Annotated in this window: 12 protein-coding genes; 7 read left to right on the forward strand and 5 right to left on the reverse strand. The window is 62.4% G+C overall.

All coding sequences use genetic code 11. From position 1 onward, the window contains the following. Position 1: 1 nt before the first annotated feature. From BJA_RS35230 to BJA_RS35240, 3 genes are read right to left on the reverse strand one after another with little or no spacing between them, the layout of a single operon-like run. Positions 2-1888, reverse strand: coding sequence for an amidohydrolase (locus tag BJA_RS35230; protein WP_011089695.1), 1887 nt, complete (start codon positions 1886-1888; stop codon positions 2-4). Then, complete coding sequence (locus BJA_RS35235) at positions 1885-2175, reverse strand: XapX domain-containing protein (RefSeq protein ID WP_038965613.1); 291 nt, start codon at positions 2173-2175, stop codon at positions 1885-1887. Before BJA_RS35235 ends, BJA_RS35230 begins: the two co-directional genes overlap by 4 nt. A 26-nt stretch (positions 2176-2201) precedes the next feature. Next, on the reverse strand, positions 2202-2852 hold the full coding sequence (locus BJA_RS35240) for a hydrolase (RefSeq protein ID WP_011089697.1): 651 nt from the start codon (positions 2850-2852) through the stop codon (positions 2202-2204). 314 nt (positions 2853-3166) lie between these two features. Here BJA_RS35240 and BJA_RS35245 point away from each other — a divergent pair, with 314 nt between their 5' ends. Then, the gene (locus BJA_RS35245; RefSeq protein WP_038965612.1) at positions 3167-3982 is read left to right on the forward strand and encodes an alpha/beta fold hydrolase; all 816 of its coding nucleotides are present in this window, start codon (positions 3167-3169) and stop codon (positions 3980-3982) included. Positions 3983-3995: 13 nt separating this feature from the next. Next, a complete protein-coding gene (locus BJA_RS35250; protein ID WP_011089699.1) occupies positions 3996-4628 on the forward strand; it encodes a hydrolase in 633 nt (210 codons plus the stop codon). Between the two features lie 18 nt (positions 4629-4646). On the opposite strand, the gene BJA_RS35255 is transcribed toward BJA_RS35250, so the two are convergent. Further along, complete coding sequence (locus BJA_RS35255; RefSeq protein ID WP_011089700.1) at positions 4647-5573, reverse strand: helix-turn-helix domain-containing protein; 927 nt, start codon at positions 5571-5573, stop codon at positions 4647-4649. A 260-nt stretch (positions 5574-5833) separates the two neighbouring features. On the opposite strand from BJA_RS35255, the gene BJA_RS35260 reads away from it, so the two are divergent. Next, the gene (locus tag BJA_RS35260) at positions 5834-6823 is read left to right on the forward strand and encodes a LysR substrate-binding domain-containing protein (RefSeq protein ID WP_011089701.1); all 990 of its coding nucleotides are present in this window, start codon (positions 5834-5836) and stop codon (positions 6821-6823) included. Here the strand turns inward: BJA_RS35260 and BJA_RS35265 are convergent. Next, on the reverse strand, positions 6757-7680 hold the full coding sequence (locus tag BJA_RS35265) for a ring-cleaving dioxygenase (protein ID WP_038965611.1): 924 nt from the start codon (positions 7678-7680) through the stop codon (positions 6757-6759). The genes BJA_RS35260 and BJA_RS35265 overlap by 67 nt on opposite strands. Before the next feature lie 293 nt (positions 7681-7973). Here BJA_RS35265 and BJA_RS35270 point away from each other — a divergent pair, with 293 nt between their 5' ends. The 4 genes from BJA_RS35270 (at position 7974) to BJA_RS35285 (ending at position 13720) form a co-directional block, all read left to right on the forward strand. Further along, positions 7974-8846, forward strand: coding sequence for an alpha/beta fold hydrolase (locus BJA_RS35270; protein WP_011089703.1), 873 nt, complete (start codon positions 7974-7976; stop codon positions 8844-8846). A gap of 65 nt (positions 8847-8911) precedes the next feature. Beyond that, positions 8912-9928 carry an MBL fold metallo-hydrolase gene (locus BJA_RS35275; protein ID WP_011089704.1) on the forward strand — a complete coding sequence of 339 codons (1017 nt, stop codon included), beginning with the start codon at positions 8912-8914 and terminating at the stop codon, positions 9926-9928. Between the two features lie 75 nt (positions 9929-10003). Then, positions 10004-11662, forward strand: a complete 1659-nt coding sequence (locus BJA_RS35280) for an MFS transporter (protein ID WP_011089705.1) — start codon at positions 10004-10006, stop codon at positions 11660-11662. Between the two features lie 630 nt (positions 11663-12292). Next, the gene (locus BJA_RS35285; protein WP_028174169.1) at positions 12293-13720 is read left to right on the forward strand and encodes a hypothetical protein; all 1428 of its coding nucleotides are present in this window, start codon (positions 12293-12295) and stop codon (positions 13718-13720) included. The last annotated feature ends 52 nt before the right edge of the window (positions 13721-13772 follow it).

Raw genomic sequence — 13772 nt, forward strand, 5'->3', positions numbered from 1 at the left:
GTCAGACCGCCCAGCAGGCGCACCCCAGCGCGCCCCAGAAGCTTCGGAGGTCGGAGACCGGCAACCGGCTCGACCAGGCCGCCGCATGGTCGTGTCCGTGGACGCCGCAGGAATTGGCGCAGCCGCACATCTGCATGGCCTTCATCGCGAGGCTGGTATCCTTCGTCTTTGCCGTGTCGTCGGCCCAGGCCGCGTACCCGCCAAAGCGGCGGACCGGCGACCAGTCCGGCATGGCGGGCGGCGGTGTGACGCTCTCCAGCTTGGAGAAGTCTCCCGCGCCATAGACGATCCTGCCTCCGACCATGGTCAGCAGCGAAGTCGTATCGGCGATCTCGGCCTCGCTGCACGAGAAGTAGTCGCGGTCCGGGACGACGAGGTCGGCGAGCTGGCCGACCTGGATCCGACCCTTGTTACCCTCTTCGTTCGAGAACCACGTCACGTTTTCGGTCCACATCCGCAGCGCCGTCTCGCGATCCAGACAATTGCGCTGGGGCGTGATGCGCAACCCGCCGACGGTCCGGCCGGTGACGAGCCAGGACAGAGAGACCCACGGGTTGTAGGACGCAACGCGGGTCGCGTCCGTACCGGCCGACACCTTGACGCCCTTGTCGATGATCTTCTTGACCGGCGGCGTCGCCTCGGCGGCTCCCGCCCCGTAGCGTTCGACAAAGTATTCGCCCTGATAGGCCATCCGGTGCTGCACGGCGATGCCGCCGCCGAGCGCCGCGATGCGATCGATCGACTGGTCCGAGATCGTCTCGGCGTGATCGAAGAACCAGTGCAGCCCTTCCAGGGGAATGTCCTGATTGACCCGCTCGAAAACGTCCAGCGCCCGTGAGATCGTCTCGTCGTAGGTGGCATGGAGACGCCACGGCCATTTGTTCTGAACGAGGACCCGAACGACCTCCTCGAGCTCGCCTTCCATCTCCGCAGGCATGTCCGGACGCGCGACCCGAAAATCCTCGAAGTCGGCCGCCGAGAACACCAGCATCTCGCCGGCACCGTTGTGCCGGAAATAGTCGTCACCCTGCTTGTACTTCGAGGTTTTCGTCCAGTTCAGGAAGTCTGCCTTCTCGCCCTTGGGCTTCTGGGTGAAAAGGTTGTAGGCGAGTCGTATCGTCAGGAGGCCTTCGTCGCTCAGCTTCTGGATGACGGCGTAGTCGTCGGGATAGTTCTGGAATCCTCCGCCGGCGTCGATCGCACCGGTGACGCCAAGCCGGTTCAATTCGCGCATGAAATGACGCGTCGAATTGACCTGATAATCGAACGGAAGTTTCGGGCCCTTGGCAAGGGTCGCGTAGAGGATGTTGGCGTTGGGCTTGGCCAGCAGCAAACCCGTCGGATTGCCCTTGGTATCGCGCATGATCTCGCCGCCCGGCGGTTCGGGCGTGTCCTTCGCATAACCGACGGCCCGCAGCGCCGCGCCGTTCAGGATGGCCCGATCGTAGAGATGCAGCAGGAAGACCGGCGTGTCGGGCGCGACGGCGTTGAGCTCGTCGATCGTCGGAAGCCGCTTCTCCGCGAATTGGTGTTCGGTGAATCCGCCGACCACTCTGACCCACTGCGGCGGTGGCGTGACGGCGACCTGCCGCTTCAGCATATCCATCGCAGTGGCGAGCGAGCGTACCCCGTCCCAGCGCAGCTCCATGTTGAAGTTCAGACCGCCGCGGATGATGTGAAGGTGGTTGTCGATCAGGCCCGGCAACACGCGCCGTCCCCTGAGATCGACGATCTTCGTGGACGGCCCCGCCAGCTTCATCACGTCATGATCGTGCCCGACCGCGACGAAGCGGCCATCGGCGATCGCGACCGCCGAAGCCGCCGGGTTCGAGCGATCGAGCGTCGTGAACAGACCACGATGCAGGATGATATCGGGTGCGGAGCTCATGAATGTTTCTCCTGGCCGTCCACCGAGGCGGCATTTTTCGATTGGTCGTTTTGACGACCGGGCAGCATGCCGAACATGTGTGGGGCGCACTTGGCTTGCTGCCACGCCGACGCCAGCCCGTGCCCGGACAACAGCTGCCGGGCCACGGGAACGATCTGCTCACCGGCGAGGATGCCAAGAAGCCCGACCAGCGCGACCAGCGGCGGCGCGGGCGAGCGCACGTTGAGAAGGCTGTAGATGACGCCGACCAACAGGCCGGCGCCAAGGGACAACAGATAGATCTTCATCACGGCGATCCGCAATTGGAGGAGGTTCAGCCGGCTTTCGCGCCCCCTTCGGAGGCATGTTCGCCGAGTGCCCATTTCGAGAAGCGGATCTGGATTCCGTAGGGCGAATGCGCGCGCTGGATGTCCATCATTCCTTCGTAGGTCTCGCTGCGCGCCCAGTCCTGCTGAAGCTCGTAGGCGTATTGCGACGAGGTGATGGGAACCGCTCCTGCCTGGATGGCGCGCTCCATGGCGCGGTTGTGGGCTTCGAGCGAGAGATCGCCGCAAGCGTCGGCGGCAATGTAGATCTCGTAACCTTCCTTGAGCATGTCCAGGGTCGGAAAGATCACGCAGGCCTCGGTCCAGAGACCGGCCAGCACGAATTTCTTGCGACCGGTGGCAGCCACCGCCTTGCGGAAGTTCGCGTCGAGCCAGGAATTCATCGACGTGCGGTCGATGATGTCGTGCTCCGGAAACAGCGAGGCGACTTCCGGCATGAAGGGGCCGGAGAAGGAATCCCGCGCCACCGTGGTCAGCACGGTCGGAATTTTGAAGAGCTTCGCGGCCTTTGCCAGGATCTGGACGTTGTTAACCGTGACGAGGCGGTCATGCGATTGAACGCCCTGGAACATGGCCGGCTGGTAGTCGATCAGAGCGATCGCGCTGTTGTCGGGGGTGAGCATATCGAGTTTCGACATCGAGAAGTTCTCCTTGCGATCGGCATGAGCGATCGAGCGAAAGGGGATGGATGGGCGGCTGTATCGTGAACCCTGAACGCCGGCCAACGCTTGGACGATTTCGTCGCGGCTTGGATTTCGGCGCGATGATCATTCACGTGCGGCGAATTGCCGGGCGCATGTCCGCAGCGCCGGTCGGAGATCGCCAGCATGTCCAAACGACGCGCAGATCGTGCAAGCCAATCCGCGCCCTATCCGCAAACTTGCGGGCAGGAGGACCGAACCGCCTTGCAGAATGCCGTTCGGTTTTCATCAATTCGTCACAGGAGCGAACGATGGCCTTGCTTGAATTGCGGGACGGCACCGAGCTTTATTACAAGGACTGGGGAAGCGGAAAGCCGATCCTGTTCAGCCATGGCTGGCCGCTCAGCGCGGACATGTGGGACGCGCAGATGCTTTTCTTCGCCGAGCGCGGTTATCGAACGGTGGCGTTCGACCGCAGGGGCTTCGGCCGGTCGAGCCAGCCCTGGACGGGCTACGACTACGACACCTTCGCCGACGACATCGCTGACATCGTTAATCATCTCAACCTGAAGGATGTGACGCTGGTCGGATTCTCCATGGGCGGCGGAGACATCGCGCGCTACGTGGCGCGGCACGGCACGTCGCGGGTCGCCAAATTCGTCCTGCTCAGCGCCGTGACGCCCCTCTTCGTCAAGACCGCGGACCATGACGGTGTCGACAAGTCGGTGTTCGACGGCATCAAGGCCGGCCTGGTGAAGGACCGTGCGCAATTCCTCGACGACTTCAGCCCCCTCTTCTACGGCACCAACCACGGCACGAAGGTGTCGCAAGGCGTCTTCAAGCAGACCCTTCAGATCGCGCTTCAGGCGTCGGTCAAGGCGACCATCGATTGCGTGACCGCGTTCTCGGAAACCGACTTCCGGCCAGACATGGCCAAAATCGACGTGCCCACCCTGGTGATTCACGGCGAGGACGATCAGGTCGTGCCGTTCCCCTACACGGGCAAGCTGGCCGCCGAGATGATCAAGGGCGCCAAGCTGAAGATTTATCCGGGCGCTCCGCACGCAACGGCGACGACGCATGCCGACCAGGTCAACGCAGACCTCCTCGCGTTCCTGAAGGCCTAACCGGAGAAAGTCGATGGCCCCGAATCCGCTTCATCTGCTCGAGCCCAGGGACTGCGCCCTGCTCTTGATCGACCAACAGGCCGGCCTGGCTTTCGGAGTGGGGTCGATCGACCGGCAGGTTCTCATGAACAGCGTGGTCGCGCTCGCGAAGACCGCGACCGTGTTCGGCCTGCCGGTCGTCGCCTCCACCTCGGCGACGAAAGTGTACAGCGGGCCGCTGATGCCGGCGGTCAAGGCGGCGCTTCCAGGCGTCGAGCCGATCGACCGGCGCAGCATGAGCATGTGGGAAGACGACAAGGCGCGCGCGGCCGTTCTGGCCACCGGTCGAAGCCGCCTGATCGTTTCGGGTCTGCTGACCGAGGCATGCGTGACGTTCGCGGTGCTTTCTGCACTGTCAGCCGGCTTGGAAGTCTACGTCGTCGGCGACGCCTGCGGAGGATTGACGACTGCGAGTCACGAACTGGCTCTCGGCCGGATGCAGGCCGCAGGCGCCCGCCTCACATCCTGGATCCAGGTTCTGCTCGAGATGCAGCGCGATTGGACGAGGCACGAAACCTACGATGGCGCACGCGCCATCGTCGAATCTCATGCCGGAGGATACGGGATCGGCCTGGCCTACGCCCGCGACATGATCCGACCCGCTTGAGACAGGATCCTGCTTGCGTCAGCCCTCGGAGCGGGCCCTTCGCCATGCTCCGGGGCTGGCCCCCACGTTGCGGGAAAACACCCGGGTGAAGTAGCTCTGGTCGCCAAAGCCGCAGATCAGTGCAATGTCGGCGAGCGGAAGCTTGGTGCTCAGCATGAGGCGCTTCGCCTCGTCGATGCGAAGCTGGGACAGGAATTCGTGCGGGGCAACGCCCGTGCTGCGCCGGAACGATCTGGCGAAGTGGCTTGGCGTCAACTTGCATTCGGCGGCGACGTCGGCAATCGTCAGATTGCTGGCGAGACGCGCTCGCATGATTTCCTTGGCGCGACGCTCCTGCCAGGGGGCAAGGCCTCCACCCGCAGCTTTTCCTTGTGGGCGCATTCCGCCATAGGTTTGGGCGAAATGGGCCAGAACACTCAACCCGATCTGATCGACGAAGAGCTGATTGCTCGTCGGATCCTGCTCCACCGCACTGAGCAGAACGCTGGACAGGGTCGACAGGAAGGGGTCACGCTGATCCCTGCTCCATTTGAGCGTCGAGATCGGTTTGGCCCCGTGCTCACGGGCAAACTCGTCGAGGGCCGTCTGGGGCACGTAGTATTGAACGGCATCGAACGGGCCTTTGAACTCACATTGAGGGTTGTCCATCAGATTGATGACGCTCACGGTCCCCGCACCGAAAGCTCCCGAATATCTCGGTCGTCCAGCGAGCCAACAGGAATGCCGATCGAGGTCACCGAGCTGTTGCAGGATGCTGAAGGCCGGTTCGGAAGGAATGACCGCGGTCCGCTCCCGAACGAATTGAGAGCAGGTCAGCCGGGTCATCGCCAGTGCCAACTGCCCTTCGCGCTTGATGCGCAGCAGGCAGTCACCCTCCATTCCCAGGTGCTGGCTGAGGCGACGACCGTAGAAGCCGCCGGTCGTACTATCAGACTCTTCCATCATCGGGGTATTCAAAGCTATCCATCATTGGATATGCCGCCATCATGAGTCCGAAGGACCACCTGCAGATCACGTCCGCCGCACCGATTTTCCTCTTAGAGCGATAGTCGTCCTCGTTCAAGTCACCGATCCGACAGTGGCGTGTCAGCAGGAAAATCGATCGCAAAACGAAACGATGACCCAGCATAGGTGACATTTGGCGGACTTGATAATCCGCTCCAATTCCACTTTATCTGTGAAACGGTTTCATAGATGGATACACGATGGATAATCGCATCGGGGAAATGCAGGTCTTCCTCCGTGTGGTGGAAGCCCAGAGCTATTCCGAGGCAGCCCGTCGACTGTTGATGACACCGTCAACCGTCAGCAAGCTCATCGGAAGGATCGAGGCGCGGCTCGGCGTCAGACTGTTCGAGCGTTCGACGCGGCGGCTGTCGCTGACGTCAGAGGGTCGGATGTACCACGACAAGAGTGTTGCACTGCTGGCCGAACTCGATGGCATCGAACGCGGCATTTCTCGGGGTGCAGCGGCGGCCGGCGGGACGATCCGGGTCAACACCACGGTGTCCTTCGGCATTTTCGGCCTCGAGCCTCTGCTCCCCGCCTTTTGGCAAGCACACCCTGAGATCGTGGTCGACATCTCGCTCTCCGACGAAATCGTCGACATGTACCTCGACCGGACCGATGTCGCCTTCCGGGTCGGGCCGTTGCAAGCCTCCGCGATGGTTGCCCGACGCATCGGGGTCGTCAAAAGAAGGATCGTCGCATCTCCAGACTACATAAATCGGCTAGGTGAGCCAAAAAGGGTTCAGGACCTTTCACGTCACAACTGCCTGGGATTCAATTTCCGGCGCTCTGCCCCGGTCTGGCCTCTGAAGGAGAGCGGGCGAATTGCCGACCGGGCAATCAGCGGCTCGCTGCTCGCAAACAACGCTCAAAGCCTGCGGCGAATGGCAATCGCGGGCATCGGCCTTGCAAGGCTCGCCGACTATCACGTCCGCGACGACATATCGGCTGGCCGCCTGGTCGAGGTTCTCAAGGGCACGGCAGGTGACGAGGAACAAATTCATGCGCTTTATCACGGTGGACCGCGGCTGCCCTTTCGCGTGAGAGCATTCCTTGACTTCATGTGCCCGCGACTGACCGATTTCATGGAAGGTCGGGCTCGCGATGGTCGACAGGCAGTTCAAGCGAGCGGAGGCAGGATCGCCGCCAGTTCGGCGCGACGCTCTTCGAGAAAGGCGGGAAGCTGAAGTTGCTGGCCGAGCTGCTCCGGCGCCTCGTCGACCGCAAAACCCGGGCCGTCGGTCGCGATCTCGAAAAGCACGCCGCAGGGTGCGCGGAAGCCGACCGCGTTCAGGTAGGTCCGCTCGATGGGATCGCTCACCACGATGCCGTACACCGACTGGAGTTTCTCGACCATCTCCGATCGATCGTCGAGATTGCTCGCGCGGAAGGCGACGTGCCGGATGGTGCCGCCGCCGAGGCGCCCCCGCGATGACTTTCCGATCATGCGCAAGGTGATCGTCCCGCCCGGACCGTCATGAGCCACGAAGCGCATGGCGCCGTTTCTCTGAGAGACCAGCTGGAAATCGAAAACCTTCTGGAGGATGTCGATGGTCTCATCCTCCTCGCGGACATTCAGCGTGACGCCATGAAGGCCGCGCAGCGCGAGATCGGCCTTGGAGTTTGGGTCCGCCTGCCCCGATCGTCCCTCCCATGTCTCGATCAGCGAGAGGGCCGTACCATCGGGATCCGAGAAACAGAGCGTACGCTCGCCGAAGGGCGACACCTCCGATCGATAGGGCACACCCGCAGAAGCGAGCCGATCGGCCCACCCGTCGAGTGAATCCCCTGCGACGCGGAAGGCGGTCTGCACCACCTCGCCGGCGCCGGTCAGCCCCGGCGTCACGCAATTCCAGGCCAGCGTGCTCATTACGGTGCCCGGATTTCCGACGTCGTCGCCGTAGTAGACGTGGTAACTGCCGGGGTCGTCATAGCAGACGGTCTTCTTGACCCGATTGAGCGACAGCACACCCGCGTAGAAGCCGCCGGCGCGCCGCACGTCGCCGATGATTGCTGTGACGTGATGAAGTCCCCGTGCGTTCACGCAGTTGCTGCCTGATCCTCGATCCCGAAGCCGTCCGTTCGGGGTACCATGTCCACCTCGCGGATCCTCGTTCTCCCTTGCGTTGCTGGTCGTTACGAACATGCAATCCCGAACATCGCCGCGCGTCTTGGACTTTTTCCCGATCTTGGAACCGCCGCCAGGGTAAAATTCGGTGCCCCAACCGACCGTTTCCGCAACTACAGCGACGCAATCGTGCAAAACGCCGTGACAACCTGCAATCAGTCCCCTCCGACTTGACCAAGGATCGTGCCCGGAAACCTCTTACTCCGGGCATGACATCCGTGACCACCATTCGTCGCGCAACCTGCCGAGCAAACGGCATCCGCCAGTTCTATCTGGAGGCTGGGGCCGGTCCTCCGATCGTGCTGTTGCACGGCTTCCCGGAGACCAGCTTCGCCTGGCGTTTCCAGATACCGGCGCTTGCCCCCCACTACCGGGTAATCGCGCCGGACCTGCGCGGATACGGCGAGACCGACAAACCGCCGAACGGCTACGACAAGAGGACGATGGCCAACGACATCGTCGAGCTCTTGAAGACACTCGGCGTGGGGCGCGTGGCACTGATCGGACACGATCGCGGCGCGCGGGTCGCGACCCGCCTGGTCAAGGACCACCCGGATCTGGTCGATCGCCTCGTCGTCATGGATAACGTTCCAACCCGCATCGTCGCGCGCGAGATGACTGCGAAAGTCGCCCGCGAATACTGGTTCTTCATGTTCCACCAGATCCCCGACCTGCCGGAGGCACTGATCGCGGGACGCGAGGACATCTGGCTTCGTCACTTCTTTTCCGACTGGTGCCACGACCCGATGACGATCTCCGGCGAGGCGTTCGAGACCTACGTGAAGTCCTACAGCGCGCCTGGCGCCGTACGGGGCGCGATGTCCGACTATCGCGCCAGCGCAGAAGACATCGCGCAGGATCTCGAGGACGCGGAGCAGAAGATCCGGTGTCCCGTGCTGTCCCTTTGGGGTGAAGACTTCGGCGCCGTCGGCCGTCTCTTCGACATGAAGGCGGTCTGGAGCGAGATGGCGGAAACCCTCTCGGTCGCCCCGATCGAACGTTGCGGCCATCTTCCGCAGGAAGAACAACCGGAAGCGGTCAACAAGCTTCTTCTCGATTTTCTGAAGGGCTGGAACGGATGAAATCCTCAACCGCACCATGTCATGCCGTCGACTGAACCGGGACACCTGGCGATGAGGAGACAAGGATGAAGCCGATCCGCACCGTCGCGATGTTGACATTCGTATCCCTGCTGTCTCACGGCCAGGTGCATGCCGGCGCTCCCCAGGTACGCACCCAGGCGCCGGGCTTCTATCGCATCATGCTCGGGCGCATGGAGATAACGGCCTTGCTCGACGGGACCCATCCGTTTCCAGTCCACGACGTGATGACCAGGAACGAGACGATGCCGGGCGGAGACCGGAAAGCCGTGAAGCTCGCGGAAAGCCATCCCGGTAGAGGGGATGCCGTGCTCGCCGCCTCCGATCTCGCAGCTCCCGTGGAAGGTTCGATCAATGCCTTCTTGGTCAACACGGGAGACAGGCTCATTCTGATCGACAGCGGCGCCGGCAGCCTCTATGGCGCATGTTGCGGGCACCTTCTCGAAAATCTGCGCGCGTCCGGATACAGACCGGAGCAGATCGACGAGATCTATCTCACGCACTTGCATGCCGATCACGTCGGCGGCATCGCTCCAGAAGGAAAGCCTGCGTTTGCCAATGCAACCATAAGGGTCAACCAGAAGGACCTCGACTACTGGCTCGACGCCAAGAACGAGAGTGAAGCTCCCAAATTCCTCAAGCCGATGTTCGAAGGCGATCGCGCCTCGTTGAAGCCCTACAGGGAATCCGGCCGGCTGAAGCCCTTCTCGGAAGGTCAGGAGCTTTCGCCGGGGATTCGTGCAATTCCTACTCCCGGGCACACCCCAGGACACACCTCGTACGAGGTCTCGAGCGGAGGGCAAACATTGCTTGTCTGGGGCGATCTCGTCCATGTTGCGCCGATCCAGTTTCCCGATCCCGCCGTGACCGTGACTTACGACAGCAATCCGCTGTCGGCGGAACTGGAACGCACGGCAGCCTTCGCTCGGCCCGCGCGGACGTCGACGTGGATCGCGGCGGCTCACATCGCCTTTCCTGGAATCGGACATATCCGCTCGGTCGATGGCCGGTTCGAGTGGCTACCGGCGAACTACACCACCGTGTTGAAACCGACGAACGACTGACGCGACGCTCGGATTCTCGAGCATTTTGATCCGACACCGCCAGCCTTGCGCGGGTTCGATGGTTTGAGTGAATCAATGCCCCTATCCAACGAAAAGCCGGATCCATCGTCGACGGTGCCCGACACTTCCCCGTGGATCGCGTTTCGGCACACCACGTTCACGGTTGTCTGGATCGCAACCGTCGTCGCCAACGTCGGCACCTGGATGTACAACGCTGCGTCCGGATGGCTGATGACCAGCCTCGATGCCAATCCCCTCACCGTCTCCCTGGTTCAGGTCGCGAGCAGCCTTCCGATGTTCCTGTTCGCGCTGCCGGCTGGCGCGCTGGCGGATACTGTCGACAAACGCCGTTTTCTGATTGGTTGTGAAATCGTCCTTACAATCATCGCGGCAGCAAGTGCGGTGCTCGTCGGGCTTAACCTCGTCACTCCGCCCATCCTTCTGCTGTTCACGTTTCTGCTCGGCGCCGGCGCTGCGTTCACCGCGCCCGCATGGCAGTCGGTTGTCCCTCAGCTTGTCCCGAGGCAAGACCTGGCCGCGGCCGTGGCCGGCAACGGCGTAGGCGTCAACATCAGCAGAGCCATCGGGCCGGCGCTGGGTGGCGCCGTCATCGGCGGGTTCGGCATCGCGGCCCCCTTCTGGATCAATGCTCTGAGCAATTTCGCCGTGATCGGAGCGCTCCTGTGGTGGCGCCCGGCGTCTTCGCAAGGCAGCGCGCTTCCACCGGAACGTCTCGCTGGCGCCATGGTGATCGGCTTCCGCCATGCGCGATTCAATCCGAAGCTTCGTGCGACACTCGTCAGGGCGGCGGCGTTCTTCTTCTTCGCGAGCGCCTATTGGGCACTGCTCCCCCTCGTGGCGCGCAATCAGATCGCGGGCGGTCCAGCACTCTACGGCATCTTGCTCGGAGCGATCGGCGTGGGTGCCGTCATCGGTGCGTTCATACTGCCCTGGATGAGGACAACCTTCGGGCCCAACGGGCTCGTTGCGGCCGGCACCGCCGGCACGGCGCTTAGTCTGATCCTCCTGGGCATCGCGCGTCACGCGGAGATCGGACTTGCGGCGTGCCTGATCGCCGGTATCTCATGGATCGGCGTCCTTGCGACGGTCAATGTCTCAGTTCAGGTCTCACTGCCGGACTGGGTGCGCGGCCGGGGGTTGGCGATCTTCGTCACCGTGTTCTTCGGCGCGATGACCGCTGGCAGCGCGCTCTGGGGTCAAATTGCCTCTGGACTCGGCTTGCCTACGGCGCACTTCCTAGCCGCTGCGGGCGCAGTCGCAGGAATCGCGTTGACCTGGCGCTGGAAGCTTCAAACCGGTGCAGGCATCGATCTTGCGCCCTCGATGCACTGGCCCTCACCTGTCTTGGCAATCGAGGCAGACGCGGACCGCGGGCCAGTCCTGATTACGGTCGAGTACCGCATCTCCGCGGAGCGCCGCGAAGCCTTCCTCGTCTCCATCAGAGACTTGGAGCAACAACGAAGGCGTGATGGCGCATATTCCTGGGACGTCTTCGAAGACGCCGCCGAGAGCGGACGCTTTCTGGAGACGTTTATGGTCGCGTCTTGGCTTGAGCACTTGCGGCAACACCAGCGCGTGACCAATACCGACAGGGCCGTTCAGGACGCCATCCGCAAATTCGGCGCCGCGGCCGAGCCCAAGGTCGCCCATCTCATCGCCGCCAATTTTCGGCAAACCGGCTTAGGCACGCCCAGCAAACAGTCGTTGCCGTAGATGCTGATCTGCCGACGTTGGGGCGCTACCACCTAGCGTTAGAAATCGTACAAAATCGTAGTTTGGAGCGCAAAATCTGAGCCTTGGTAGCGGGTGACCGCTATCGTCCGCCTATCCTTGCGTCCCAAGCTCGGGCAAGTCGCCAACTTGAAGAGCACGCCGTAACGGCCGAGCGCGACCATCCCAAAACTGACTCTGCGTTGATTTGTCTTGATCTCCCAGTGCACACGTCGTGCACACGACACCGACTACCCCCGACAGTTAGGACTTTTCCTAAGGTTAGATCGGTCCGCTCGTCTCAATTTGCCGCCCCACCTCGTGCATAGCTTGGTCGAGTACCCGGAACCCCGGTAGATTTCCTCGCGCGCATTCTTCTGCGCGTCATAGATCCTGATCTGGAGCATGGGAGAACACTTCTTTAGTTTTTCTCCACCTCCCTGGCGCAGTTACGAATTCCGCGCCAGCAAAGGCTGTAACCGCACCCGAACGGATGTAGCCGATGTTACGGGTGCCAGACGAAGCGCCATATCCGAACTGACGACTGGGCATTCGACCTTCCCAGGATGACATTCTGTCCGGAGTGCAGAACCCGTCTGATCGCGCGGAGCGATTGCGATGAGGGAGGCTACGATGGATTTTTCGCGGATGTCGGATGGAATCCGGCTGCATCACGCCTCTCTTCACCACGATGGGTACGATGGCGAGGACGAACAGAGCCCTGCGCCGAGTGCCCCGTTCGTGGCAGACGCGGTCGGCGGTGGCGCCCTAGTCCATCGTCCCGGCCCGTTTGCAGGTCCTGGAGCGCACCCCGCGAGCGCGAATACCCAGCATAATGACTCCGACCCGGTTCAATCCAAACATCCCACATCGGGGGTCGACACGGGCGGCCACGCCGGCGACCACGCTGCGGCGGGTCTGGATGCTCCGTCCACGAAGCCTGCTGCCGGCGCATCCTATCCCGGGATGAGCATTGCTTCGGTCGAGAGTGGGGCGAACACGGCCGGGAACGGCGGGGATGGCCACTTTTACGGAGGGATCATTCACGCGTCCCTGTTGGTCTACGAACCGATCAACATCTCCGTGAGCCTGGGATACGGCTCGGTCGCTCTAGCCAACCAATCCAACAATTTGAATGTCGATCAATCCGCTTTTCAGATGGCCGGCGTCGGCGGCCATGGCGGCAACGACAACATTGCAGCGGGTGGGAGCGTCAGTACGTCGTTGGGCGCCGGCGTGATCGCGAGCGGCGACAACGGCGCCGGAAATGGGGGCAGCGGTTATTTTTCGGGTGCGATAGTGGACGCTCCCGTGGTGATCTATCATCCGATCAATATTGCGATGGCGGGTTCGGGCGGCACTGCGCATGCAAGTCAATCGAACACGGTCGACATCGATCAATCGGCCACTCAGATCGCGGGCGTCGGCGGAAGTGGCGGAAATGCCAATGTGGCCGCCGGCGGCAGCGTTATCACGCTAGACCCCAGTTGGGGATCAAGCAACGGAGGGAGCATCTGGGACGTTCAAACGGGCGGAAGCCAGGCCGGCAATGGCGGCGACGGCGCGTTCTACGGCGGGCTCGTCCATACTTCCTTCGTACTGTACGACCCGATCAACATCGCAGTCGCGGGCTATGGCTCCAACGTTCATTCGGTCCAGACAAATGACGCCTACGTGGATCAATCCATAGTTCAGATCGCCGGCATTGGCGGACACGGCGGCAACGGCAACGCCGCGGCGGGCGGCCATGCAAGCCTTCTTTCCCATGGCTTGTGGGGCGGCTCCGACACGATCGCGACCGGTTCGAACGGCGCAGGCAATGGCGGCAACGGCTATTTTGTCGGCAGCCTGATCGATGTCAGCGTCGCGATCTATGCACCCATCAATATCGCAATCGCGGGTCCCCATTCGACAGCCCTAGCCGATCAGGTCAACAACGTGCACATCGACCAGAGTGCGGTCCAGATCGCCGGGCTTGGCGGGGACGGCGGCAACGGCAATCTCGCGCTGGGTGGCGATCTTTCCGCCCATCTTCTGTCGGATCTTCACCTGATGGGATAGCGAAACATCGCGCCGCTCGCACAAGCCCGATCGCGAGTTGCGTCGATACTCT

Source organism: Bradyrhizobium diazoefficiens USDA 110, from assembly GCF_000011365.1.
In the GTDB taxonomy this organism is placed as follows: domain Bacteria; phylum Pseudomonadota; class Alphaproteobacteria; order Rhizobiales; family Xanthobacteraceae; genus Bradyrhizobium; species Bradyrhizobium diazoefficiens.

Bases quoted from the DNA above. Each gene is read 5' to 3' on its own strand.
- BJA_RS35230 (WP_011089695.1), bottom strand. From the start codon at position 1,888: ATGAGCTCCGCACCCGATATCATCCTGCATCGTGGTCTGTTCACGACG.
- BJA_RS35235 (WP_038965613.1), bottom strand. From the start codon at position 2,175: ATGAAGATCTATCTGTTGTCCCTTGGCGCCGGCCTGTTGGTCGGCGTC.
- BJA_RS35240 (WP_011089697.1), bottom strand. From the start codon at position 2,852: ATGTCGAAACTCGATATGCTCACCCCCGACAACAGCGCGATCGCTCTG.
- BJA_RS35245 (WP_038965612.1), top strand. From the start codon at position 3,167: ATGGCCTTGCTTGAATTGCGGGACGGCACCGAGCTTTATTACAAGGAC.
- BJA_RS35250 (WP_011089699.1), top strand. From the start codon at position 3,996: ATGGCCCCGAATCCGCTTCATCTGCTCGAGCCCAGGGACTGCGCCCTG.
- BJA_RS35255 (WP_011089700.1), bottom strand. From the start codon at position 5,573: ATGATGGAAGAGTCTGATAGTACGACCGGCGGCTTCTACGGTCGTCGC.
- BJA_RS35260 (WP_011089701.1), top strand. From the start codon at position 5,834: ATGGATAATCGCATCGGGGAAATGCAGGTCTTCCTCCGTGTGGTGGAA.
- BJA_RS35270 (WP_011089703.1), top strand. From the start codon at position 7,974: ATGACATCCGTGACCACCATTCGTCGCGCAACCTGCCGAGCAAACGGC.
- BJA_RS35275 (WP_011089704.1), top strand. From the start codon at position 8,912: ATGAAGCCGATCCGCACCGTCGCGATGTTGACATTCGTATCCCTGCTG.
- BJA_RS35280 (WP_011089705.1), top strand. From the start codon at position 10,004: ATGCCCCTATCCAACGAAAAGCCGGATCCATCGTCGACGGTGCCCGAC.
- BJA_RS35285 (WP_028174169.1), top strand. From the start codon at position 12,293: ATGGATTTTTCGCGGATGTCGGATGGAATCCGGCTGCATCACGCCTCT.